Below are 24,341 nucleotides of genomic sequence, written 5' to 3'. Positions count from 1 at the left end.
GGGCGGCGTTTGGGCGCTGGTGCTCGTCGTGGTGGTGACGGCTCGGTCAGAGCGGCACGCGGTCGAAGTCCGGTGACACCAGCGACGCGCGCAGGTGGTCGCGGCGCACCACCGCCAGCACCGCCATCAGGGCCGCGACCAGCGCGAAGCCCGACGCGACGGTCAGCGCCGCCAGCGGACCCGCCGCGCTGACGACCGCGCCCGCCACCACGATGCCGACCGCGCCCGAGCACGCGGTGATCGCGCCGACGGTGGCGAGCACGCGGCCCCGGACCGCGTCCGACGTCCGGGCCTGCACCAGGCCGTTCAGCGTCACGCTCTGCACCGAGCCGCACGCGCCGGCGACCAGCCACGCGACCGCGTTGACCACGAGGTGCGGCAGCTGCGCGGGCGCGGCCAGCGCCAACGCCAGCACCAGGTTGCCCCCGGCGAACGCCACGACCAGCGCCCGCGGGGTGGTGAACCGGCGGGTCAGCTTCGGGCCGAGCAGCAGGCCCGCGGTCCAGCAGGCGAGCACCGCGCTGTAGGTGAACGGGGTGCCGCCGATCGGGCCGAGGACCAGGAACACCTCGTTGACCAGCGCGATCGCCACCGCCACCCCGACCACGGCCTGCGCGACCACCCGCCCGAGCAGCAACCGGTCGCTGCGCAGCAGCACCCACCCGCTCCACTGGCCGCTCGACGGGGCGCCGGCGTCGTCCTGCCCGGGGGCGCGGTCCACCCGCAGCCACAGCACCACCAGCGCCAGGTGCGCGAACGCGCACACCGCGTCCAGCATCACGGCCCACTCGACGCCCGGACCGGCCGCGATCACGCCGCCGAGCACGATGCCCGCGACGGCCGCGGTGTTCTGCGCCGACGACAGCGCCGCGTGCCCGGCCGCCGCGCCGGCCGCGCCGGTCGCGACCGGGACCAGCGCGGACGCGCACGTCCGCACCACCCCGCCGGCCACGCCCAGCACCGCCACCAGCCCGTACAGCACCGCCGGCCGCTCGTGCCCGAACAGCAGCCCGATCAGCAGCAGCACCTGCGCGAACACCGCCACGGTCAGCAGCAGCCGGTGCGGGAACCGGTCGACGGCCCACCCGGCGACGGGCGCGCCGAGCAGCGCCCCGACCGCGACGGCCACGAACAGCCCGGCCACGGCGAACGCGCCGGACCCGGCCAGCGCGGTGGTGAACCCGATCAGCGTGAGCTGCGCGCCGAGGCCCGCCACGCCGGACCCGCCCACCAGCACCGCCAGGTCGCGGTTACCCCGCAGACCGCCGAGCACTGCGACCATTCCGCTCCCCCGCCGCGTCGCCGGTACGGACCGAGGCGTTCACCTCGCGGTGCCGATCATGCCCGAAGATCACCCCGGCCGGCGTGCGCGGTCGGGGGTCAATCCGCCGAACGGTCCGGTCGGACGACCGCCAGCGGGCACGACGCGTGGTAGACCAGCGCCTGGCTGGTGGAGCCGAGGAGCATGCCCGCGATGCCGCCGCGCCCCCGGCTGCCGACGACGAGCAGCTGCGCGTCGCGGGACGCGTCGAGCAGGGCTTTCGTCGAGCGCTCGCGCACCACCCGCCGGTCGACCGCCACGTCCGGGTACTCCTCCTGCCACCCGGCCAGCCGCTGGGCGAGCAACTGCCGCTGCTGCTCCTCCATCTCGTCCCAGTGCACCCGCATCTTGTCGGCGTAAGGGGTGCCCACGAGCAACGGCGTCCACGCGATCAGCGCGACCAGCGTGGCGTTCCGCGCCGACGCCTCCTCGAACGCCAGCCCGATCGCCGCCTCCCCCGCCGGCGAGCCGTCCACGCCGAGCACGACCGGGCCGGTCGCCGGGTACGGGCCGCGGACGACGACCACCGGGCTGCGGCCGTGCGCGGCGACCGACACCGCCACCGACCCCACGACCATGCCGAGGAACCCGCCCAGCCCCTGCGAGCCGAGGACGACCAGCCGGGCGTTCCCGGAGGCGGCGATCATCGCAGCGGCGGGCTGAGCGGCCACCACCGCCGTGCCCACGTCCGGCACCAGGTCGCGCACGCTCGCCGCCGCCGTCTCCAGCCACTGCCTGCCCTGCTCCTCGAACGCCTCCCGCACCTGGCTGCTGGTCACCACGACGTCCGGGTAGCCGCGCTTGGGCAGCAGGTAGGCGTGCACGAGGTGGAGCGGCACGCGGTGCCGCGCGGCTTCCTCCGCCGCCCACCGCACGGCCGTCAGCGCCGACTCCGAGCCGTCCACTCCGACCACGATCGGGCCACTCATCCCACGTTCCCTCCAGCCAACGTCAGCGACACCCCCACCATCCGACGACCGGCGGCCGGCCGCACGTCGACCACCCCTTCCGATGTCGTGCCCGGCCGATACGATCCTGGGCGTGGACCCCGCCGACGACCTCCGGGCTTGGGCGCCGCCGCCCGGCCGGAGCGGCGCGGGGCAGCCGGTCGCCCTGCCCGGCTACAGCGACTTCCGGCTCGTCGCGCACGGCGGCGAGGGCACCGTGTACCGGGCCACGCAGGACGGGCTGGGCCGTGACGTCGCGGTGAAGGTGCTGGACGTGACCGACCAGGACACGGTCAGCCGGTTCCACCGCGAGCTGGAGATCACCGTCCGGCTGGGCCGCCAGCACCCGCACATCGTGACCGTGCTGGACACCGGCGTGATCGCCGGCCGGCCGTGCATCGTGATGGAGTACCACGACCTGGGGTCGCTGCACGACCGGCTGCAACAGCGCGGGCCGTTGCCGGTGCACGAGGTGGTCGCGGCCGGGATCGCGGTGGCCGACGCGCTGGCGTTCGCGCACGGGCAGGGCATCCTGCACCGGGACGTGAAGCCGCAGAACATCCTGGTGCTGCCCACGTCGTACGTGCTGGCCGACTTCGGCATCGCGCGCGGCGCGGACGCGGCGCACACCGCGTCGCTGGGGATGGTGAGCTACCGGCACGCCGCGCCGCAGATGGTGGACGGCCGGCCGCCCGCCGCGGCCGACGACCTGTGGTCGTTGGGCTCGACGCTGTTCACCCTGCTGGACGGGCAGCCGCCGTTCGCGTCGGACAACCCCGGCGAGGACACGATGCTCGCCTACCTGGGCCGGGTGCGGGAGGCGTCGCCGAGGTCGTTGCTGCGCCGGGACGTGCCGGTGGAGCTGGTCGCGATCATCCTGCGGTGCCTGCGCAAGGAGCGGGAGGAGCGGTTCGCGGACGCGGCGGCGCTGCGGGCCGCGCTGGCGTCGGTGCCGACGTGGAGCCCGCAGTCCACTGTGGACCCGGATCGCACGGCGGCGGTGCGGCACGAGGTGCCGGAGCGCTACCCGGAGGGTCCGACGGAGCTGCCGGACTTCGGGCCGAAGCCGGTGGCCGAGGCCGCACCGGAACCGGTCGCCGCCGCCGCGCCCGAGCCGGTGCGGACGTGGACCGAGGACCTGGCCGACCTGACCGTGCGGCACCACACCGAACGCCGCGCGCCTGTGCCGCCGCCCCCGCCGCCGGTGGTGGAGCTGCCGGAACCGCCGCCGTCCCGGCCGCGCCGGTCGTGGAAGTCGGCCGCGGTGAGCGCGGTGTTCGTGGGCGTGGCGGTGGGGGTGGCGTTGAGCCTGCCCGGTCGGTCGCCGGAGGTGGCGTCCGCGCCGTCCACGACGACCACGCCGTCCACCGCGGTCACGACGAGCACCCCGGTGGCCACGACGACGTCCGCGAGCCTGCCGGAGGGCGGTGATCCGCGGTTCACGCCGGTGCTCAAGCGGGTGGAGGACGACGGTGACCGGATCGAGCTGATCTGGACGGATCCGAGCGGTGGGAAGGCGCAGTTCGTGGTGGTGGACGTGACGGGCTCGTCGGCCAAGCCGTTGGTGACGGTGGCGGCCGGTGCGACGTCGCACGTGCTGGAGGGCTTGGAACCGAAGGCGCCGCAGTACTGCTTCCAGGTGCTCGCCATCGGTCTGGACGACCCGGCCACGCAACGGGGCGCGTCCGCCCGCACGTGCGCCGTGCGCAACGGCTGACGCCTGCACGCCTAGCGTCGCCGGAGGGGTCGCGGGTCAATCGTCCAGAAGACCCTGCGGTACCATGGAATCCCGCGCCGCAACCCGGCCCGGACCTGCCGCGCGAGCCGCCACGCTGCCTCGTCGTGCACCCCCGGCCCGTGCGCGTGCATCCCCTGCCTGTGCGGGAGGCTTCCCGCTGTCGGCGCGAAGGCCGCGTAGTCCGCCATCCGGGCCAACTCCCGCGCGGCCGGTGACGCGAGCCCGGCGGCGATGTCGGGCGCGGTCCGGTCGGCGGGCGGCGTTCGACCGGCCAGCAGGAGACCGTCCAGCACGTAGGTCCACGCGCCGGTCGCACCGGCCGCGCGCAGGCGTCCGCGCCGCACGAGCCGGGCCAGGCCGAGCACCACCAGCAGCAGCACCGGCACACCGCCCAGCACCGCGTACCCGATCCACCGCTGCGACCCACCCGACGTGGCCTGCGTGGCGACGGCGCTCGACGGCGTCACCAACGGCGGTGGCGGCGCGGACAGCGGCGTGCTGGTCGGCGTGGCCGTGATCGACGCCAGCCGGTCCAGCACCTCGCGCTTCTGCGCTGCGCTCGAACCACCCGACGACACGCCGGCCACCGGGTCGAACGGCACCCAGCCCCACCCGGCGAAGTACACCTCGGGCCACGCGGTCGCGTCGCTGCCGCGCACCACGCGTTCCCCACCTTGCTCGTCACCGGCGGGCTGGAACCCGACCACCACCCGGGTCGGCAACCCCACCACCCGGGCCAGCACGGCGAACGCCGACGCGAACTGCTCGGCCGTCCCGGCGTTCGCGCCCGGCTCACCGGGGTTGCCGAACAGGAACCGCTCCAGCCGCGCGTACGACGACCCGACAGGCGCCTGCGCGTCCGGCGTGCGCCCCTGCTTGACCACCTGCTCGATCGCCACGGCACGTTCGTAGGGCGTGCGGGCGTTCTGCACGATCTGCCGCGCGTACTCGGCCAACGAGTACGGCAGGCCCGGCAGCTCCAGGTAGCGACCCGCGTCGGTGGGCACGGTCGCGGTGAGCAGGTCCGTGTCGTCGGGGACGTCGAGGACACCGCGCACCCGGTACGACAGGCCCGGCGTCACTTCGGTGCGCAGCACCAACGATCCCGAGTCCGGGTCGACCATCGCGCCGTCCAACGTCACCGCCGTGGGCCGCCCGACCGTCGGCAACCACCGACCGCCCAGCTCCCCGACCGTGATCTCCACCTCGGCCTCGTCCACCCGCGCCCCGGCCGGCAGGTCGGGCTCCGCCACCGCGCCGATCGGCCCGTACAACGACGCCGCCCGCCACGCCGCACCCGAGTAGTCCGACAACGCCACCAACCGCACCGCCCGCTCGGGCCCGCGCACCCGGAACAGCTCGGTGTCTCCCGCATTCGCCCACGACGCCAACTGCGGCAGCGGACTGGCCACCCCCAGGTCGCTGACGGGCGGCTCCACCAACTCCCGCGGCTCGAACGCGTCCCCCCTGGGCAACACCACCGCCACCAACGCCACCACCGCCACCGGCAGGGCGGGCAACCCCAGCAGCACCCGACCACCGGCCTCCACCCGATCGAGCACCAACCACCCGACCGCCACCAACGCCACCAATCCGACCGCCACCACCCCGTGCCGATCGGCCCGCCCCGCGGTCAACAGCGCCGTGGCCGTGTACAACACCGCCACCCCACCGACGGGCCCGATCAACGACCGCCCGCGCCCGATCGCCAGCACCACCACCAGCGACACCCCGAACACCAGCAAAGCGCCCGGCACCAGCAACTCGGGCGTCGCCGGCGCGGGCCGGGCTGCGGTCAGCAGGCGCGGCACCAGGTCCAGCAGCACGGACGCCGGATCGGCCACCCCGACCGCCGAGTCCCGCGCCACCCAGTACCCGCCGACCAACGCCAGCACCACGAGCGAGAACACCACCAACCCCACCGGCATCCGCCGCCACCGCAACAACGGCAAACACGCGAACCCGACCACCGCCGCGCCCGCGAACACCAGCGACGCCACATATCCCTGCCACCCCGAGCCGAGGTGCAACGCCGCCACCACGACCAGCGACGCCGCCCACGCCACGCGGGCACTCGTCACACGCGCACTCACCACACCCGCGCTCGTCACGCCCGCGCTCGCAGCCCGCGCACTCGGGCCCGGCCACTCGCGGCCTGACCACTCACACTCGCACTTCCGCCACCGACGCCAGCCTCAGCGGTTCCAGCACCGCCACCAGCACCCGCACCGGCTCCGTCACGGCCACGACCCGCACCGAGGCCCGCTCCGCCACGAGCGGCACGGGCACGGGCAGGGGCGGCTGCACGGGTGGGGGCGGGACGGGCAGGCGTGGCCCTGTCGGCGGCGGGCGTCTCCTTACCGGCGGGCGTCCCCTCACCGGTGTCGGTGTCGGTGTCGGCGGTCGTGTGGGTGGGGGTTGGGTGGTGGGGTTTCACGGGGCCACCGCCAGGAGACACCCAGGGCCGGGGCGCCGCGCCTCCATACTTCCGGCAACAAAACCGGCGCTTCCATTCATCCCCCGGGCCACGATCACGATCGGGTGATCTCCCTGGGGCAGACCAGCGGCAGGTGGTGGGGTCATCGGGACACCGCCGTGTTCCAGGCGTCCAGCAAACCCTCTGCCTTGGCGTTGCGCAACACCAGGACCGAGCCCACCGCCGAGATCGGCTGGGCAGGATCGGGGTCGACGGCCAGCACGACGCCCACCGAGGCGCGGCCCGCCTCCAGCATCAGAGCGGGCAGGTCGGCTCGGGCCCCGCACACCACGGCCACCACGTCGAGGTCCCGGATCGGCAACGTCCGGGAGGCCGCAAGTCCTTCCGCCGCACGCAGATCCGCCAACGCCGCCAGCACCACCGACGCGTCGGCGTCCACCGCACCCGCCGGCAGCTCCACGTCCACCGCACCGGACGACGACACCAGCCGCACCGGGTGGCCCTCGGCGATCGCCACCGTCACCAGGGACGCCGCCACCTCCACGGCGTCCTCCAAGTCACCCGCCTCCGCGTACGACCCCACGTGGTCGTCCAGCACGACCGCCAGGTGCGGCCGGGCCGGGTCGGCGTCCTCGCGGATCATCAACGTGCCGGTGCGGGCCGAAGTCGCCCAGTGCAACCGCCGCAGGTCGTCACCCGGCACGTACTCCCGCAGCCCCACCAGGTCCGTGCCACCGCGCTCCACCCGCTCGTCCGCGCCGACGTGCCCGCGCCGCACCCCGCCGGGCAGGCCGCGAACCGGCAGCACGCGCGGCACCACGCGGACCTCCACCACGTCACCCACGACGGTGCGGGCGTGGGCCAGGCCGGCCAGGCCGCGCCGGCTCAACGTCAACGGACCCACCCGCAGCAGGCCGCGCGTGTGCGTCGGGATCGGGTACTCGACCTTGACCCGCTGACCGGGCGCGAGCAGCGGGATGTCCACCGGCACGGCCTCGCCCGCCACCTGGTCGGTCGCGTCGAACACCACGGGGAACCGCCGGCTGGTGCCCGTCAGCTCGACCACGCCGGTGCACGCGCCCAGCCGCTGCACGGTCCGCGGCCGCACGGTCCGCTTCGGCGCGACCTGCGCCCGCGACAGCACCGACACCACGCCCGCAACCACCAGGGCCACCAGCGCGACGCCCATCCCGGCCACACCCGGGTAACGCCACCACAGCCCGAACCCCGCCAGCGGCACGCCCACCAGCACCGCGCCCCACCCGCGCGCGGTCAGCCGGACGCCGGTCACCGCGCGGTCGGTCGCGGCACCGCCACGCCCGCCAGGACGTCGGCCAGGACCTCCTCGGTGGTCGTGCCCGCCAACTGGGCCTCCCGCGTGAGCACCAGCCGGTGCGCCAGCACCGGCACGGCCAACGCCTGCACGTCGCCCGGCACCACGAAGTGCCTGCCCTGCGCCGCCGCGTACACCTGCACGCACCGCACCAGGGCACGCAGCCCGCGCGTGCTCGCGCCCAACCGCAACCGGCTGTCCTCGCGCGAGGCGACGCCGATGTCGCTGATGTAGCGCAGCAACGGGTCCGCGACGTGCAGCGTGGCCAGTCGACGCCCCTGCTCCGCGATCACGTGCGGGTTGCTCACCGTCGGCACCGCGCCGACCTGGCCCGCGCCGCTGCCGGGCCGCAGCACGTCGATCTCGTGCTCCACCGCCGGGTAGCCGATGGACGTGCGCAGCATGAACCGGTCGAGCTGCGCCTCGGGCAGCCGGTACGTGCCGTCCAGGTCGATCGGGTTCTGCGTGGCCACCACCAGGAACGGCGCGGGCACGGCGTGCGCGACGCCGTCCACCGTGACCGTCCGCTCCTCCATGACCTCCAGCAGCGCCGACTGGGTCTTGGCCGCCGCGCGGTTGATCTCGTCCGCCAGCACGATGTTCGCGAACACCGGCCCCGGCCGGAACCGCACCTCGCCGGTCTGCGGGTCGTACACCGACGTGCCCGTGACGTCCGAGGGCAGCAGGTCGGGCGTGAACTGCACCCGCCGCGACACCCCGCCCAACGCGCCCGCGACCGCGCGGGCCAGCGTCGTCTTGCCCGTGCCCGGCACGTCCTCCAGCAGCACGTGCCCGCCGGCGAACAGAGCCACCAGCACGAGGTCGACCACGTCCCGCTTGCCCCGCACCGCCGACTCGACCGCGTCGCCGAGGCGCGCGTGCAGGGCGCGGAACACCGCGATCTCGTCCTCGCCGATCGCCGGCACCGCCGTTGTCGTCACGCCACGTCCTTCATCACTCGCCCGACCCGTCCGACTCGCGCCGCATGCGCCGGTTGCGCAACGTCAACAGCCACGCCGTGGCCAACAACCCGATGCCGCCGCCGACGAGCTGGTTGTCCTCGTCGGACGCGGGCAGGCTCTTCGGCTGGCAGATCCGGCCGCCGCCGCAGTTCTCGACCGGTTCGCGGACGAGCGTGGTCCACACCGCCGACTCCGCGTATCCCGACCCGGACGCCGCGTAGGCCCGCACCACCAACGCGTTCGAGCCGTAGTCGACCGCGATCGTCGCCGTGCCTCCGGCGCAGGCGATCGGCGCGGTGGCGTCCAAGGTCAGGTTGACGACCTGGCACTGCCCGCCGTGGCTCGCCCAGTCCGCCGGAGGTGCCGTCGTCACCCGCTTCTCGAACACGTGCGAACCCGCACCGACCGTGCTGATCACGACGGCCCCGTTGCTCGGCAACGACGGAGGCGGCGGTGGCGGAGGCGTCGTGGTCGTCGTGGTGATCACGACCGGTGGCTGGGTCGTCGTGGTCGTGGTGGTCACCACGACCGGCGGCTGGGTGGTCGTGGTCGTCGTCGTCACGGCGGCGGGCCGGACCGTCCACGACGCCGTGCCCGCGTCACCCGCGCCGAACCGGTTGTACGCCGCCACCGCGACGTCCAGCTTCCCGCTCGCGCAGAACGTGGAACCCGCGCACGGCAGCACCAACTCCGCCGACGTGCCCGCCACCCGGGTCTCCTGGGAGCCGCCCGAGAACGCGCCGGTCGCCGTCACCGCGTACCCGGTGATCGGCTCGCCGCCGTCCGGCACCGCGCTCCAGCTCACCGCCACGACCACCGACGTGCCGTTGTTGCTGCGCTGCGTCACGGTCACACCGGCCGGACGTCCCGGCGCGCCACCCGACACACCGGCGCTCGGCGTCGTGGTCGTGACCGGAGCGGCGGACGTCGTCCCGTCGCGCGGCTGCGTGTGCTGGCCGTTGCCCCGGTTGTCGCGCGTCGGCGGGTCCGGGCGCGGCGGGGGCGGGCTGGGCACGCTCGGCATCGGGGACCGCTCCGGGTCCAGCACCGGCAGCTCGGGGCTGCGGATCACGACCTCGCGGGTGCGCCCGTCGGCGTCCACGATCACGCCCGACTCCGCGCCCGGCGCGTTGATGAACAGCTTGCCGTCGTCGAACACCAGCGCCGGGTCGCCCGACCCGGCCGTGCGCACGTCGGCCGCGCCGCGCCGGCCCGACCGGTCCAGCACCACGACCTTGCCCGAACCGAGGCACGGCACGTAGACCCGGTCGCGGAACACCGCGGGCCGGCCCGGCCTGGGGCAGTCGAGCTGCCGCATGTCGACCTGGACCACCTCGTCGCCGACGACCAGCACGACCACCGCCGCGTCCGGGACTGACGCGGGAGCCAGGCCCGTCGGGCTCGTCTGCGCGGCCAGCACCTCGCCGCCGAACGTCTTCGTGCTCGCGGTGAGGTCGCGGCCGGTGCCGTCGCGCACCACCACGCCGCCCTCCAACCCGAGCAGCGTCACGCCGCGCTCGTGCGGCACCAGCGCCGTGCGGGGACCCGCGCCGGCGACCGCCTTGTCGGACCGCTCCAGGAACTTCAGCTCCTCGTCGGACCACTCCAGCGCGTGCAGGTTGCCGCCGTGGTCGACGGCCCAGATCACGCCGTCGTCGTCGGCCACCACGTCGGCCAGCGGCTGCCCCGCGAACCACGGCGAGCCGATGTCGGCCAGCGTCACCGGGTCCGCGTTGTGCACCGAGCCCGCGGCGCGGTCGACCACGAACACCCTGTCCCAGGCGATGAGCACCTTCGCCGACGGCCCGGGAGCAGCCTGCCGGCGACCGGAGGACAGCAGCGTGGCGAGGTCGATCACCGTGATCTGGCCCGTGCGGCGGTCGAGCACGATCAGCTTGTCGTCGGACTGCGCGATCTCCAGCTGCGCGTCGGCGCCGCTGACCTGCAAGCGGGTCTGCGGTTTCCCGGAGCTCGGGTTGACCTGCACGACCTCGCCGCGCTGGTCGTCGTTCAACCACGTGAGGCCGTCGGACACCTCGACGGCGGTGCGCGAGATGCCGTCGCCGAGAGCGGCGCCGACCAGCAACAACAGCCCCAACGCGGCGGCGCTGACACTGGCCGACTCGCGCCGGCCCGCGCCGATGGCCCGACGCGCGATCCTGCCCAGCTTCGCTCCCACGGGCGGGATGCTAACGGCCCCGTATGACAATTCCGCGACAACCGGCGAGCCTGCTCCGCTCGGCCCACGCCCGCTGCGCCGGATGCGTCCACATCGGACTCGACCTCCCCCGCACGTGGGATGTCCGGCGGTGTGGGACCGGGGCCGGACCTACAGGTCGGCGAACTCCTCGCGGCGCACCTTCGCGCACTCGGCGGTCAACCCGGCGTCCACGGCCCGGCTGATCTCCGCCAGCGACCGCAGCTGTTCCGGCGTCAGCACGTCGAACAGGTGCTCGCGCACCGCCGTCACGTGCCCGGCCGCCGCCTGCTCCAGCACCCGGAAGCCGATGTCGGTGAGCGCGGCGATGGAACCGCGGCGGTCCGAAGGGCAGGCGCGGCGTTCCACCCAGCCCTCCTTCTCCAACCGGGCCACGGCGTGCGAGAGTCTTGACCGTGACGAGTGGCACACCGACGCCAGCTCACTCATCCTCAGCGAGCGCTCCGGGGCCTCCGAGAGGGCGACCAGGATCTCGTAGTACGCCATGGGCATCCCGGAGTCGCGCTGCAACTGCCGGTCCAGGTGCTCGGTGAACTTGGTCACGGCGGTCATGAAGGCACGCCACACCTGCTGCTCTTCGGCGCTCAGCCACCGCACGTCGCTCATGCCCCCATCATACGTCCGTTGTTGAACCTTCAACCAGGATGCGCTATGTTCGGTTGAGAGTTCAACCAGACCAACCCAGAAGGACCATCCATGACCTCGCAGACTGTGCAGATCCCCGGCTACCTCGCGGGCACGTGGGCGATCGACCCGGTGCACTCGGACATCTCCTTCGTGGTCCGCCACCTCGGCGTGTCCAAGGTCCGCGGCCACTTCGGGACGTTCGAGGGCACCGTCGTCACCGCCGAGAACCCCCTGGAGTCCACGGTCACCGCGAAGATCGACGCGGGTTCGGTCAACACCCGCAACGACCAGCGCGACGCCCACGTCAGGGGCGAGGACTTCCTGGACGTCGAGAAGTTCCCCGAGCTCACCTTCACCTCCACCGGCGTGCGCGCGCACGGCGAGGGCTTCCTCGTCGACGGCGAGCTGTCGCTGCACGGTGTGACCAAGGCCGTGACGCTGGAGCTGGAGATCAACGGCTTCGGCGACGGGTTCGAGGGCTCGAAGGTCGTCGGCTTCTCCGCCTCGACCGAGATCAACCGCCGCGAGTTCGGCGTGACCGGCGGCCCGGCCGGCGCCGTGGTCGGCGACAAGATCACCATCCTGCTGGAGATCGAGGCCGTCAAGCAGGGCTGACCCCTGTCCCGCCGAAGGGCCCGCCGACTCGCCGGCGGGCCCTTCGCGCTGTCCAGGGCCCCCTACGCTGCGTAGGTCAAGTCCCTGGACCGGGCGAACGCGGGCCGTCATTCCATTTCACAGCGCCTTTCGGTAGTTTCGTCCGCGCCGGCGCAACCTGTCTGAACCGCGCACCGCCTCCACCCGTAGTAGGTCGTGAAGCCAGGGTTTTGCTTCGGTCAGCACTGAAGCTGTAGAACTCGATGCGGACACAGTCCGCTCACGGTCGTAGACCGCGTGGGTGACATCGGACGCAGTCATGGCACCATCTGGCGCAGCACGCGCCGGACGCAGGCGAGGAGGATCGGTGTGAACGCCCAGACCGAACAGGTCGACGACCTTCGACTCGTCGCGCTGCCCACCGCGGTGAACGTGGCGGACATGTTCGTGCGCTTCTCGCTGGGCGAGTGGCGCCTGCGCGCGATGCAGGACGAGGCCGCGCAGACCGTCCGCCGCCTGGTCGGCGCCGCGGTCGAGGTGGCCGACCGGCGCGCGCCCGGCTTCCTGCTCGTGCGCCTGCGGCTGACCGGCACGTACCTGGTGGTCGAGGTCGAGGGCAACCGCGTCGCGCTGCCGCCGGAGCTGGCCGGGACCCGCGCGGGCCTGGTCGACCTCACGGCGGGCGGCCACCTGGCGTGGTGCGAGCTGGCGCTGCCGTCGGGCATGAACGCCTCCGCCGTGCCGCTGCCGCGCCGCGAACCCCGCCGCTCCCCCGCCGCCGAGGCGCTGGGCGACGAGCCGGACGTGGACCCCGAGGTCATCCAGCGCATCCTCTACGGCCTGGGCGGCGGGGCCCACCGGCCCGACTAGTACCCACCGGGAGGCCGGCGTCCGGTGTGGACGCCGGCCGACCCGGTCACCTCCGGGCGAGCGCGACCAGCGCGACCGCCAGCACGGCCATCCCGCACCACGACGCGAGCGGCAGCCGTTCGCCCAGCACGACCACGCCCAGCACCGCCGCCACGGCCGGCTCGGCGAGGGTCAGCGTGGTCGCCGCCGCCGCGCCGGTGTGCCGCAGCCCGCGGGCGAACAGCAGGTAGGCGGCGAACGTGGTGAACACCGCGAGGTGCGCGGTCACCGCCAGCCCGGACGGGCTCGCCACCCACGTGACGCCGAGCGCGAGCAGCACCGGCGCCGTCAACGCCGAGGCGCCGCCGAACACCACGCCCACCACGGCGCGGGACGGGTGCCCGCGGCCGATCAGGTGCGCGCAGACCACCGAGTACACGGCGTACGACAGGCCCGCGACGAGCGCCAGCGCCACGCCGAGCAGGTCGACGTGGGCGTTGCCGTCACCCAGCACGAGGGCCGTGCAGCCGACCACGGCGGCCGACGTGAGCAGCGGCCGGGACCGCAGCCCGAGCACGATCGGCGCGACGGCCAGCGCGACCGTGGTGCCCACCGCCACGCCGGTGCGGGCGACCGCCGGGTAGAACGCGAGCACGTAGCCCGCCGCGGTCACGGCGCCGAGCAGCAGCAGCCGCCGGTCGGCGGTCCGCAGCACGGCGCGCGTGCCTCTCGACGTGGCGAAGAGCAGGAAGCCGCCGAGCACGAGGCCCGCCGCGCCGACGGCCGGGGCCGGTGCGGAGGCGGGCGCGAGCGAGCTGACGGTGCCGGTGGTGCCCCACAGGACGCACGCGGCCAGGATCGGCAGCGGTCCGCGGGAGGAACGAGGGCGTGTTTCCACGGCAAGGGTCGACACGGGGTCTCCGTTCGCGAGACGGGGGAAGAGGACGCGAACGGGCGCACCGCGGGACCGGACCGGACCGCCGGGCGGTCGGGTCGGATCAGGCAGGCGTGGAGGCGTGCGTCAGCGTGTGCGCCCGGTCAGGCGCACGGCGGCGGGAGGACCACGTGCCAGTGGGTGTTCACGCCCGGCATCCTAGCGCCGGCGCGCCCGGTATCGTGGGGATCATGGACATCGGCGTCGCGGATGACCTGCTGCGGCGGTCCCTCGTGGTCTACAAGTTCGCGGTCGACGAGCTGATGACGAAGCTGCGGATCCTCAGCGAGGAGTTCGACCTCGTCCACCGGCACGACCCGATCGAGCACGTGACGCACCGCGTGAAGCGGCCCGACGCGATCCTCGACAAGCTGCGCCGCAAGGGGTTGCCGGCGGACCTGTCGCTGGCCGCCGAGCACCTGGACGACGTGGCGGGCGTGCGGGTGGTGTGCCCCTTCGTGTCCGATGTGTACCGGGTGCGCGACATGCTGGCCCGGCAGAGCGACGTGGAGATCCTGCGCACCAAGGACTACGTCGCCGCACCCAAGCCCAACGGCTACCGCAGCCTGCACCTGATCGTGCGCATCCCGGTGTTCCTGTCCGACCGGGTCGAGCACGTCAAGGTCGAGGTCCAGCTGCGGACCATCGCGATGGACTTCTGGGCCACGCTGGAGCACAAGCTGTACTACAAGTACGACGACCAGGTGCCCGCGGGCTTCGTCGAGGAGCTGACCGCCACCGCCGCGATCGCGGCCGAGCTGGACGCCCGGATGGAAGCCCTGCACCACGAGGTCCAGCGGGACTAGCCGCGACCCACCCCCACCACCCCGCGCGGGAGATGCCGTGCGGCGCGTGCCCGCGCGCCCGAACGTTGAACTCGGGTGTCCTGAACGCAGGACACGCGCGACGTGAACGTAGGACACGCGCGTGCTGAACGTAGGACACACGCGTTCCAGGGGTAGGACTCGCGGTTACGGGCGGGTAGCGTCAAACGAGGCGGACGAGCAAAGGTTACGGCCGTCTCACAATATCGTCGAAATCTTTACGGGCGGAGCACGAAGACATTTCATGCTCCGTTGATGGACAGCCTACGACGGCCCGCAAGGGTGTTGACACGCGACTGCGAATAACCCTCGCGTACTGGGGATCTTTACGAAACGGGCCGGTCCAAACCAGCCGAACGAGTGAATCGTGGAAGTCACACTTCTAACACGGGGTTACACTTCCCTCAAAATAGGGAATGCCCATTCGGTGAATGCTCCGTTCGGCGGTCGCGACGATCTCCCGGTGACCGTCAACGTTGTGCCCGCAGCCGCGGCCTCATAACCACTGTGGCTCATTCTCAGAGGATCACGCATGGACACCGACCGGATCTCCACCCGATTAGCTGCGCTGACCCGTGCGCACCTCGTGCCCGGCGCGCAGCTCGCCGTGCACCACGCGGGACGCACGTGGACGCACGAGGTGGGCCTGGCCGCCGACGCGGCCGTGCCCATCGGCTCGATCACCAAGACGTTCACCGCGACCGTCGCCATGGCCCTGGTCTCCGACGGGGACCTGGAGCTGGACGCGCCGCTGTCCGACCACCTGCCCGGCGTGGCCGACGAGCTCACGCTGCGCCACCTGCTCAGCCACACCGGCGGGCTGCCGTCGGACCCGGAGGACGTGCGCACCACGTCCCTGCGCCACCACGTGCGGCAGGCGCTGCGCGAGCTGCACCCGCTGCACGAGCCCGGCGCCGGCTTCTCCTACTCCAACATCGGCTACTGCCTCGTCGGCCACCTGATCGAGGTGAGCACCGGCATGACCTGGGCGGAAGCGGTGGAAGCGGTCCTGCTGCGCCCGCTCGGGGTGCGCGCCAGGTTCACCACGACCCCGGACGCCGACGTGGTCGCGGGTCACGCGGTCAACGCCGCCACGGGTCGGGTCGTGCCGGTGGCGCAGTCGCTGGCCCCGGTCGAGGCGCCCGCCGGCGCCCTGGCCGCCAGCGCGACCGACCTGGTGGCGTTCGGCCGGATGCTCGGCGGCGCGCCGCCGCACCTGATGGGGCCCGACGAGCTGGCCCTGATGCGCGAGCCGGTCCGGCACGCCGAGCCGTTCGGCATGGCCGACGGCTGGGGCCTGGGCCTGGCGCTGTTCCAGCGCGACGGCGTGCGCTGGGTCGGCCACGACGGCACCGCCGACGGCACGTCGTGCCACCTGCGGATCAACCCGGCCGACGGCACCGCGGTCGCCCTGACGACCAACGGGAGCAGCGGCTTCGCGCTGTGGCGCGAGCTCGTGCCCGAATTGGTCGCGGCCGGGCTGCCGGTGGCCGATTACGACGGAATGCGCGGCCTGGACCACCCCATCGCCCCTCCGCCGGACTGCACCGGCAGGTTCCGCAACGGCGACGTCGAATACGCCGTGCGGGCCGTGGACCGGGAGCGGCTGGCCCTGACGGTGGACGGCGAGCCGTTCGCGGACCTGTCGCTGTTCGACGGCCTCGTGTTCGCGATGCGCGATTCCGACACCGGCGACACCAACCAGACCGGGCGTTTCCTGCGCGACCCGGGCGACGGCGGGATCAGGTGGATCCAGATCGGCGGTCGACTGGCCCGCAGGCAGGTCGCGACAATGGCCTGAAAATCACGTTTGAACCCCTGCGGAATTGGGTAAGCCGCGCCCCCGAGCCAGAAAGGCACCTCTCGCGATGACGCACGCCCGCACACTGCCGGAATTGATCGCCGCGCAGGCGCTGCGCACTCCCGACGCCCCCGCCGTCATCTCCGCGGACGGCGTGGTCGACCACCGTGAACTCGACGAGCGCGCGAACCGGCTCGCGCACCTGCTCCTCGCCAAGGGGGCGCGGCGGGAGCGGGTCGTGGCGGTGGCCATGCCGCGCTCGGTGGACAACGTGGTGGCCCGGCTCGCGGTGCTCAGGACCGGCGCCGCGTACCTGCCGATCGACCCGGAGTACCCGGCCGACCGGATCGCGTTCATGGTCGCCGACGCCGAGCCGCTGCTCGTGCTCGACGCCCTGCCGGACCTCGCCGACCAGCCCGTCACCGCGCCGGACGTCGCGATCCACCCGGAGGACCCCGCGTACGTGATCTACACGTCCGGGTCGACCGGCCGGCCGAAGGGGGTGGTGGTGCCGCACAGAGGCTTACCCGCGTTCTCCGCCGCCGAGATCGACCACTTCGACGTGCGCCCCGGCGACCGGGTCCTCCAGTTCTCCTCCCCCAGCTTCGACGCCTCCGTGCTGGAGCTGTGCATGGCCCTGCCCGCCGGCGCGGCCCTCGTCGTGCCGCCGCCCGGCCCGCTGCTCGGCGACCAGCTCGCCGACGTGATCCGCACCTTCGGCGTCACCCACGCCCTCATCCCGCCGGTCGCCCTGGCGACGATGCCCGACGAGGAGCTGCCCACGTTCCGCACGCTCATCGTCGGCGGTGACGCGTGCCCCCCGGATCTGGTGGCGAAGTGGGCGCCCGGTCGGCGCATGGTCAACGCCTACGGGCCGACCGAGTCCACCGTGGTCACGTCGTGGAGCGAGCCGCTGGAGCCCGGCGGCACGCCCCCGATCGGCCGGCCGATCCCCGGCACGGCGGTCCGCGTGCTGGACGCGGACCTGCGGCCGGGCGCCGAGGGCGAGCTGTACGTGACCGGCGTCGGCCTGGCCCGCGGCTACCTGGACCGGCCGGGGCTGACCGCGCAGCGGTTCGTCGCCGACCCGTTCGGGCCGCCCGGCTCCCGCATGTACCGCACCGGCGACGTGGTGCGCACCCGCGCCGACGGCCAGCTGGAGTTCGTCGGGCGCGCCGACCACCAGGTGAAGATCCGGGGCTTCCGGGTCGAGCCCGGCGAGATCGAGTCGGTGCTGCGCGAGCAGCCGGGCGTCGAGCACGCCGTGGTCGTCGCCCGCGGCGAGCCGAAGCGGCTGGTCGCGTACGTGGTCGGCGAGACCGGGGGGCTGCGCGAGCGCCTGGCCGGGAGACTGCCCGACTACCTCGTGCCGTCGGCCTTCGTGGCGCTGGAAGCGTTCCCGCTCACCCCCAACGGGAAGCTGGACCGCGACGCGCTGCCGGAGCCGGTCGTCGGCGACGCCGTGCCGGAGGACCACGTCGAGCCGCGCACGGCGGCCGAGCGCCGGGTCGCCGAGGTGTGGTCGGAGGTGCTGGGCGTGCCGCGGGTCGGCGCGCACGACGACTTCTTCGCCCTGGGCGGCGACTCGATCCTGGCCGTGCGGGCGCTGTCGCGGCTGGGCGGGCTGCCGGTGCGCGCGATGTTCGACCACCGCACGGTCGCCGCGCTCGCCGCCGCCCTGCCCGAGCGGGACAGCGCGCCGATCGCGCGCGTGCCGCGGATCACGCCGCTGCCGCTGTCGTCGGCGCAGCGCCGGCTGTTCTCGCTCGACGGCACCGCCGAGCAGAACACCGCCGTGGGCGTCCGGCTGACCGGTCCGCTGGACGTGGCCCGGCTGGAGCGGGCGCTGGACGCGCTGGCCCGCCGGCACGACGCGCTGCGCACCACGTTCGACGTGGTGGGCGACGAGCCGGTGCAGGTCGTCGCGCCGCACGGCACGATCCCGCTGCGCGTCCTGCCCGCCCGCGACGGCGAGCCCGATGCCGCCGACCTGGGCCTGGACGAGCCGTTCGACCTGCGGCGCGGCCCGTTGTCCCGGGCCGTGCTCAGCCCGCTGGGGCCGGACCGGCACCTGCTGGTCCTGGTGCAGCACCACATCGTCACCGACGGCTGGTCGGTGCAGGTGCTGCTGGAGGAGCTGGCCGAGCTGTACGCGGGCGGGCAGCCCGGCGAGCCCGCCGTGCAGTACCCCGACTTCACCGTGTGGGACCGGGCCCGGCCCCAGGGCGACCCCGCGTACTGGCGGGCCCGGCTGGACGGCATCGAGGCGCTGGACCTGCCCACCGACCGGCCCCGGCCGCCGCTGCGCACGACGTCCGGCGCGGTGCTGCGCCGCCCGCTGCCCGCCGACCTGGTCCGCCGGCTCGCGGGCGTCGGGCGGGCGCACGACGCCACCTTGTTCATGACGCTCACCGCCGCCGTGCAGGTGCTGCTGTCGGCGCGCGCCCGGCAGCGGGACGTCGCGGTCGGCACGGTGAGCTCCGGGCGCGACCGCGCCGACCTCGAACGCGCGGTCGGGTTCTTCGTCCGCACGCTCGTGCTGCGCTCGTGGGTGGACCCGGACCTGCCGTTCACCGCGTTCCTGGACCAGGTGCGGGACACCGCGCTGGAGGCGTTCGCGCACGACGACGTGCCGTTCGACCGGGTGGTGGAGGAGCTGCGGCCCGACCCGGACCCCGGCCGCACGCCGCTCGTGCAGGCCGTCGTGGCGCTGCACCAACCGCTGCTGCGCGACCCGGCGTTCGGGGAGCTGACCGCCGCCGAGCACGACCTGCCCCGGCCGGTGGCCCGGTTCGACCTGGTGGTGGAGTTCTGGCCGCGCGGCGACGACCTCGCGCTGACCGTCGAGTACAACACCGACCTGTTCGACGCGGCCACGATCGAGTCGCTGAGCGACGACCTGGAAGCGCTGCTGCGCCTGGTGGTGGACGACCCGGACCGCCCGCTGCGCGGTCTGGCGCCGCTCGACTTCGCGCCCGACGACGCGGTGCGCGTCCGCGGGTTCCGGGTCGACCCCGCCGAGGTCGAGCGAGCGATCCGGCGGCACCACGAGGTGACCGACGCGGTCGTCAAGGCCGTCGGCCGGCGGCTGGTCGCCTACGTGACGCCCCCGGTGGGCGCCGCCGCGCTGCAAGGCTTCCTCGGCCAGGTGCTGCCCGCGCACGCCGTGCCCACGACGGTCGTCGGCCTGGACCACCTCGACCGCGACGCGCTGCCCGAACCGCCCGAAGAACGCACCGAAGTCCGTTACGTGGCACCGCGCACGCCCGTGGAGGCCGTGCTGGCGGACGTGTTCGCCGAGGTGCTGGGCGCGGCGCGGGTGGGCGTGCGGGACAATTTCTTCGCGCTGGGCGGCGACTCGATCCTGGGCATCCAGGTGGTCACCCGCGCCCGCCGCGCCGGGCTCGTGCTCACCTCGCGGGACATCTTCGCGCACCAGACCATCGCCGCGATCGCGCCGCACGTCACCCGCGACCTGCCGCCCGCCGCGGACCAGGGCGCGGTCACCGGCGACGCGCCGCTCACCCCGATCCAGCGCTGGTTCTTCGACAGCCACACCGTGCGGCCCGAGCACTTCGACCAGTCCGTGGTCGTGGACCTCGACGCCGACCCGGACGTGCCCGCGCTGCGCACCGCCCTGGCCGCGCTGGTCGAGCACCACGACGCGCTGCGCACCCGGTTCGAGGGCGACCGGCAGGTGGTCGGCCCCGTCGCGGACGCCGACCCGCTCGCCTTGGAGCACTTCGACCTCGCCCGCGGGCCGCTGCTGCGGGCCGAGGTGCTCGACGGCGGCGCGGTGCGCCTGACCGCGCACCACCTCGTGGTCGACGGCGTGTCGTGGCGGGTGCTGGTCGAGGACCTGACCACGGCCTACCGCCAGGCCCGGGCGGGCGAGACCGTCCACCTCGGGCGCAAGACCACGTCGTTCCGCGACTGGGCGACCCGGCTCGCCGACCACGCCCGGCACGGCTTCGACGCCGAGCTGGACCACTGGGCAGCCGTGGCCGCCACGCCGACCGGCATCCCGGTCGACCGGACCGGCCCGAACACGGTCGGCTCCCAGCGCGAGGTGACCGTGCGGCTCACCGCTCGGGAGACCGACGCGCTGCTGCGCGACGTGCCCGGCGTGTACCGCACGCAGGTCAACGACGTGCTGCTGACCGCGCTGGGCCGGGTGCTGGCCGACTGGACGGGCCGGCCGCGGGTGCTGGTGGACCTGGAGGGCCACGGCCGCGAGGAGCTGTTCGCCGACGTCGACCTGTCCCGCACGGTCGGCTGGTTCACCACCGTCTTCCCGGTCGCCCTCGACCTGCCCGCCGGCGGGCGGGCGGCCGGAGGTGACTGGGGCACGGCGCTGAAATCGGTGAAGGAGCAGCTGCGGTCCGTGCCCGGCCGCGGCATCGGCTACGGCGCACTGCGCCACCTCGCCCGCACCGCCCCCGCCTGCGACCCCCGGGTGTCGTTCAACTACCTGGGCCGGTTCGACGCCGACCAGCGCGACCTGGAGCTGTCCGCCGACCCGCGCGCGCCCCGGCCGCACCTGCTCGACGTGGTCGGCCAGGTCCGCGGCGACCGGCTGGAGTTCACCTTCCACTACAGCGAGAACGCCCACGACGCCGACACCGTCACGCGCCTCGCCGACGGGTTCGCCGCCGCGCTGCGCGGCATCGTGGCCCACTGCGCCGAGCCGGGCGCGGGCGGGCGCACCCCGTCGGACTTCCCGCTGGCCGACCTGACGCAGGCCGAGGTGGACCGGATCACCGGCGAGGACGCCTACCCGCTCACGCCGATGCAGGCCGGCATGGTGTTCCACGGCCTGGGCGACAAGGGCGTGTACTTCCAGCAGACGACGTTCGTGGTCGACGGCGTCACGGACCCGGCCGCGTTCGCCGCCGCCTGGCAGCGGGTGGTCGACCGGACGCCGGTGCTGCGCAGCAGCGTGCTGTGGGAGGGCGTGCGGCAGCCGTTGCAGGTGGTGCACGAGCACGTCCGCGTGCCGTTCACGTTCCTGGACTGGAGCCACCTCGACGCCGACGCCCGCGCCGAGCGGCTGCGCGAGCTGCTGGCCGAGGACCGGGCCGAGGGCATCGACCTGGCCGTGCCGCCGCTGATGCGGGTCGCCATCGCGCGCCTGTCGCCCACCAGCGTGCAGGTGCTGTGGACGTTCCACCACGTGCTGCTCGACGGCTGGAGCGTCTTCCACGTGCTCTCCGACGTGCTCGGCGCCGGTGAGCCGGAGGAGCGTCGACCGTTCCGCGACTACGTGGCGTGGCTGGCCGAGCAGGACGAGGCCGCGGCGGAGGCGCACTGGCGGCGCGTGCTGGGCGACTTCGACTCGCCCACGCCGCTGCCCGCCGACCGCCCGGCCGACCACGGCACGTCGTCGCGGCGGCTGCCGGTCGAGCTGACCGTCGAGGAGTCCGAGGCGCTGTACGGGTTCGCCCGCCGGCACCGCGTCACGCCCAGCGCGATCGTGCAGGGCGCGTGGGCGCTGCTGCTGGCCCGCTCCAGCGGGCGGCGGGACGTGTGCTTCGGCGCGACGGTGTCCGGCCGGCCCGCCGAGCTGCCCGGCGTCGACTCGATCACCGGCATCTTCATCAACACCCTGCCGGTGCGCGTCCGGGTCGACGGCGCCACGCCCGTCGCCGAGTGGCTGCGCGGGTTGCAGGACGCGCAGGTGGAGTCGCGGCGGTTCGAGCACGTGCCGCTCAACGACATCCAGGGCTGGAGCGGCGTCGAGCGCGGCACCGCCCTGTTCGACAGCGTGGTCGTGTTCGAGAACTACCCGGCCGACGTCGCCGAGGGCATGGGGCTGCGCGAGCTGGCCGCGGTCGAGACCACGAGCTTCCCGCTCAGCGCCACCGTCTACCCCGAGGAACGGCTCGCCGTGCTGCTGAGCTACGAGCCCGCCATGTTCGAGCACGACACCGTGGCCCGGCTCGGCGAGCGGCTGCGGCGGCTGCTGGTCGGCCTCGTCGCCGACCCCGACCGGCCGGTGGCCGACGTGCCGTGGCTGTCCGACGCCGAGGTCCGGCAGGTGCTGGTCGACTGGAACGGCACGGTGGTCAGCGAGCCGACCGCCACGATCCCGGAGCTGTTCGCCGCGCAGGCGGCCCGCACGCCCGACGCGGTCGCGGTGACCTGCGAGGGCGCGCACCTGACCTACCGCGAGCTGGACGAGCGGACCAACCGGCTCGCGCACCACCTCGTCGGGCTCGGCGCCGGCCCGGAGCGGATCGTCGCCCTGCGGTTCCCGCGCTCGCTGGACCAGGTGGTCGCGGTGCTGGCGGTGCTCAAGTCGGGCGCGGCCTACCTGCCGCTGGACGCCGCCTACCCCGAGGACCGGATCGCGGCCACCGTCGCCGACGCCCGCCCGGTCGCCGTGCTGTCGGAGGTCCCCGACCTGACCGGACTGCCCGCGACCCCGCCGACCCCGGCGCTGCGCCCCGACCACGCCGCGTACGTGATCTACACCTCCGGCTCCACCGGACGGCCCAAGGGCGTGGTGATCCCGCACGGCAACGTGGTGCGGCTGTTCTCCGCCACCGACCACTGGTTCCGGCTCGGGCCCGACGACGTGGTGTCGATGTTCCACAGCTACGCCTTCGACGTCTCGGTGTTCGAGCTGTGGGCGGCCCTGCTGCACGGCGGCCGGCTGGTGGTCGTGCCGCACGCGGTGTCCCGCTCGCCGCGCGACTTCGCCCGGCTGCTCGCCGACGAGGGCGTGACGATCCTCAGCCAGACGCCGTCGGCGTTCTACCAGCTCATCCCGGAGAAACCCGCGGGGCTCAAGCTGCGCTGCGTCATCTTCGCGGGCGAGGCGCTGGAGCTGCGCAAGCTGGAGGGCTGGGACGGGCCCGGCGCGCTGATCAACATGTACGGCATCACCGAGACCACCGTGCACGTCACCTACACCGAGGCCGACGGCAGCATCGGCGTGGCCATGCCGGACCTGCGGATCTACGTGCTGGACGAGGACCTCAACCCCGTGCCGCCGCACGTGCCGGGCGAGATGTACGTGGCCGGGCCCGGCCTGGCCCGCGGCTACCTCGACCGGCCCGGCCTGACCGCGTCGCGGTTCGTGGCGAACCCGTTCGGCCCACCCGGTTCCCGCATGTACCGCAGTGGGGACCTGGCCCGTTGGGAGGACGGCGTGCTGCACTACCTGGGCCGCGCCGACCAGCAGGTGAAGATCCGCGGGTTCCGGGTGGAACTCGGCGAGGTGGAATCGGTGCTCGCCGCGCATCCTGCCGTCGCCCAGGTCGTTGTAGTGGCGAACGAGCACCGCTTGGTGGCGTACTACGTGCCGGACAAGCCGACTACGGCGACGGAGCTGCGCGACCACACGGCCAGGGTCCTGCCCGACCACATGGTTCCCGCGGCGTTCGTCGCACTGGAAAGCCTGCCGTTGACCGTGAACGGCAAGCTCGACCGCGTCGCGCTCCCCGCGCCCGAGCGCGACGCGGTCACGTCCGGCGAGTACGTCGCGCCCCGGACGGAGACCGAAGAGGCGATCGCGGCCATCTGGGCCGACGTCCTCGGCGTCGGCCAGGTCGGCGTGCAGGACAGCTTCTTCACCCTGGGCGGCGACTCGATCCGCAGCCTGCACATCACGTCCCGGACCAAGGCGGCGTTCGGCGTCGACCTGTCACCGCGCGACGTCCTCACCGCGCGCACCGTCTCCGCCCTGGCCGACCTGGTCGAGGAGCTGGTGCTCGCGGATCTCGAAGCTCTCGCTGCCGACACGGAGGCGTGA

The 24,341-nt window shown here is 74.0% G+C and carries 15 protein-coding genes; 6 read left to right on the top strand and 9 right to left on the bottom strand.

Features of this window, described 5'->3' with window-relative positions; translation table 11 throughout:
* Positions 1 to 46 precede the first annotated feature (46 nt).
* Both ACIQMJ_RS28160 and ACIQMJ_RS28155 read right to left on the bottom strand, forming a co-directional pair.
* Positions 47 to 1,282: an MFS transporter gene (locus ACIQMJ_RS28160; RefSeq protein WP_499764015.1), complete on the bottom strand. Its 1,236-nt coding sequence runs from the start codon at positions 1,280 to 1,282 to the stop codon at positions 47 to 49.
* A gap of 98 nt (positions 1,283 to 1,380) precedes the next feature.
* The gene (locus ACIQMJ_RS28155; protein ID WP_499764014.1) at positions 1,381 to 2,250 is read right to left on the bottom strand and encodes a universal stress protein; all 870 of its coding nucleotides are present in this window, start codon (positions 2,248 to 2,250) and stop codon (positions 1,381 to 1,383) included.
* Between the two features lie 112 nt (positions 2,251 to 2,362).
* On the opposite strand from ACIQMJ_RS28155, the gene ACIQMJ_RS28150 reads away from it, so the two are divergent.
* Positions 2,363 to 3,985, top strand: coding sequence for a serine/threonine-protein kinase (locus ACIQMJ_RS28150; protein ID WP_499764013.1), 1,623 nt, complete (start codon positions 2,363 to 2,365; stop codon positions 3,983 to 3,985).
* 11 nt (positions 3,986 to 3,996) lie between these two features.
* Here ACIQMJ_RS28150 and ACIQMJ_RS28145 read toward each other — a convergent pair whose 3' ends face one another.
* From ACIQMJ_RS28145 to ACIQMJ_RS28120, 6 genes are all read right to left on the bottom strand, one after another.
* Positions 3,997 to 6,087 carry a transglutaminase TgpA family protein gene (locus ACIQMJ_RS28145; RefSeq protein WP_499764012.1) on the bottom strand — a complete coding sequence of 697 codons (2,091 nt, stop codon included), beginning with the start codon at positions 6,085 to 6,087 and terminating at the stop codon, positions 3,997 to 3,999.
* Positions 6,088 to 6,169: 82 nt separating this feature from the next.
* Complete coding sequence (locus ACIQMJ_RS28140) at positions 6,170 to 6,313, bottom strand: hypothetical protein (protein ID WP_499764011.1); 144 nt, start codon at positions 6,311 to 6,313, stop codon at positions 6,170 to 6,172.
* 272 nt (positions 6,314 to 6,585) lie between these two features.
* Positions 6,586 to 7,734: a DUF58 domain-containing protein gene (locus ACIQMJ_RS28135; RefSeq protein WP_499764010.1), complete on the bottom strand. Its 1,149-nt coding sequence runs from the start codon at positions 7,732 to 7,734 to the stop codon at positions 6,586 to 6,588.
* Positions 7,731 to 8,717, bottom strand: coding sequence for an AAA family ATPase (locus ACIQMJ_RS28130; RefSeq protein ID WP_499764009.1), 987 nt, complete (start codon positions 8,715 to 8,717; stop codon positions 7,731 to 7,733). Before ACIQMJ_RS28130 ends, ACIQMJ_RS28135 begins: the two co-directional genes overlap by 4 nt.
* Positions 8,718 to 8,730: 13 nt before the next feature.
* A complete protein-coding gene (locus tag ACIQMJ_RS28125; protein ID WP_499764008.1) occupies positions 8,731 to 10,917 on the bottom strand; it encodes an NHL repeat-containing protein in 2,187 nt (728 codons plus the stop codon).
* 150 nt (positions 10,918 to 11,067) lie between these two features.
* Positions 11,068 to 11,562, bottom strand: coding sequence for a MarR family winged helix-turn-helix transcriptional regulator (locus ACIQMJ_RS28120; RefSeq protein WP_499764007.1), 495 nt, complete (start codon positions 11,560 to 11,562; stop codon positions 11,068 to 11,070).
* A gap of 90 nt (positions 11,563 to 11,652) precedes the next feature.
* Here ACIQMJ_RS28120 and ACIQMJ_RS28115 point away from each other — a divergent pair, with 90 nt between their 5' ends.
* Both ACIQMJ_RS28115 and ACIQMJ_RS28110 read left to right on the top strand, forming a co-directional pair.
* Positions 11,653 to 12,198 (top strand): YceI family protein, encoded by a 546-nt coding sequence (locus ACIQMJ_RS28115; protein ID WP_499764006.1) that lies wholly within the window; start codon positions 11,653 to 11,655, stop codon positions 12,196 to 12,198.
* A gap of 348 nt (positions 12,199 to 12,546) precedes the next feature.
* Positions 12,547 to 13,047 carry an ATP-binding protein gene (locus ACIQMJ_RS28110; RefSeq protein WP_499764005.1) on the top strand — a complete coding sequence of 167 codons (501 nt, stop codon included), beginning with the start codon at positions 12,547 to 12,549 and terminating at the stop codon, positions 13,045 to 13,047.
* 46 nt (positions 13,048 to 13,093) lie between these two features.
* On the opposite strand, the gene ACIQMJ_RS28105 is transcribed toward ACIQMJ_RS28110, so the two are convergent.
* A complete protein-coding gene (locus ACIQMJ_RS28105) occupies positions 13,094 to 13,939 on the bottom strand; it encodes an EamA family transporter (protein WP_499764004.1) in 846 nt (281 codons plus the stop codon).
* Positions 13,940 to 14,151: 212 nt separating this feature from the next.
* Between ACIQMJ_RS28105 and ACIQMJ_RS28100 the strand changes: the two genes are divergently transcribed.
* The 3 genes from ACIQMJ_RS28100 (at position 14,152) to ACIQMJ_RS28090 (ending at position 24,341) form a co-directional block, all read left to right on the top strand.
* Positions 14,152 to 14,766 carry a GTP pyrophosphokinase gene (locus tag ACIQMJ_RS28100; protein ID WP_499764003.1) on the top strand — a complete coding sequence of 205 codons (615 nt, stop codon included), beginning with the start codon at positions 14,152 to 14,154 and terminating at the stop codon, positions 14,764 to 14,766.
* Between the two features lie 550 nt (positions 14,767 to 15,316).
* Positions 15,317 to 16,585: a serine hydrolase domain-containing protein gene (locus ACIQMJ_RS28095; protein ID WP_499764002.1), complete on the top strand. Its 1,269-nt coding sequence runs from the start codon at positions 15,317 to 15,319 to the stop codon at positions 16,583 to 16,585.
* 94 nt (positions 16,586 to 16,679) lie between these two features.
* Positions 16,680 to 24,341: an amino acid adenylation domain-containing protein gene (locus ACIQMJ_RS28090; RefSeq protein ID WP_499764001.1), complete on the top strand. Its 7,662-nt coding sequence runs from the start codon at positions 16,680 to 16,682 to the stop codon at positions 24,339 to 24,341.

This window comes from Actinosynnema sp. NPDC091369 (assembly GCF_044757065.1).
GTDB lineage: Bacteria > Actinomycetota > Actinomycetes > Mycobacteriales > Pseudonocardiaceae > Actinosynnema.
Note: the sequence above shows the minus strand (reverse complement) of the source record. Positions and strands in the feature narration are given on the sequence as shown.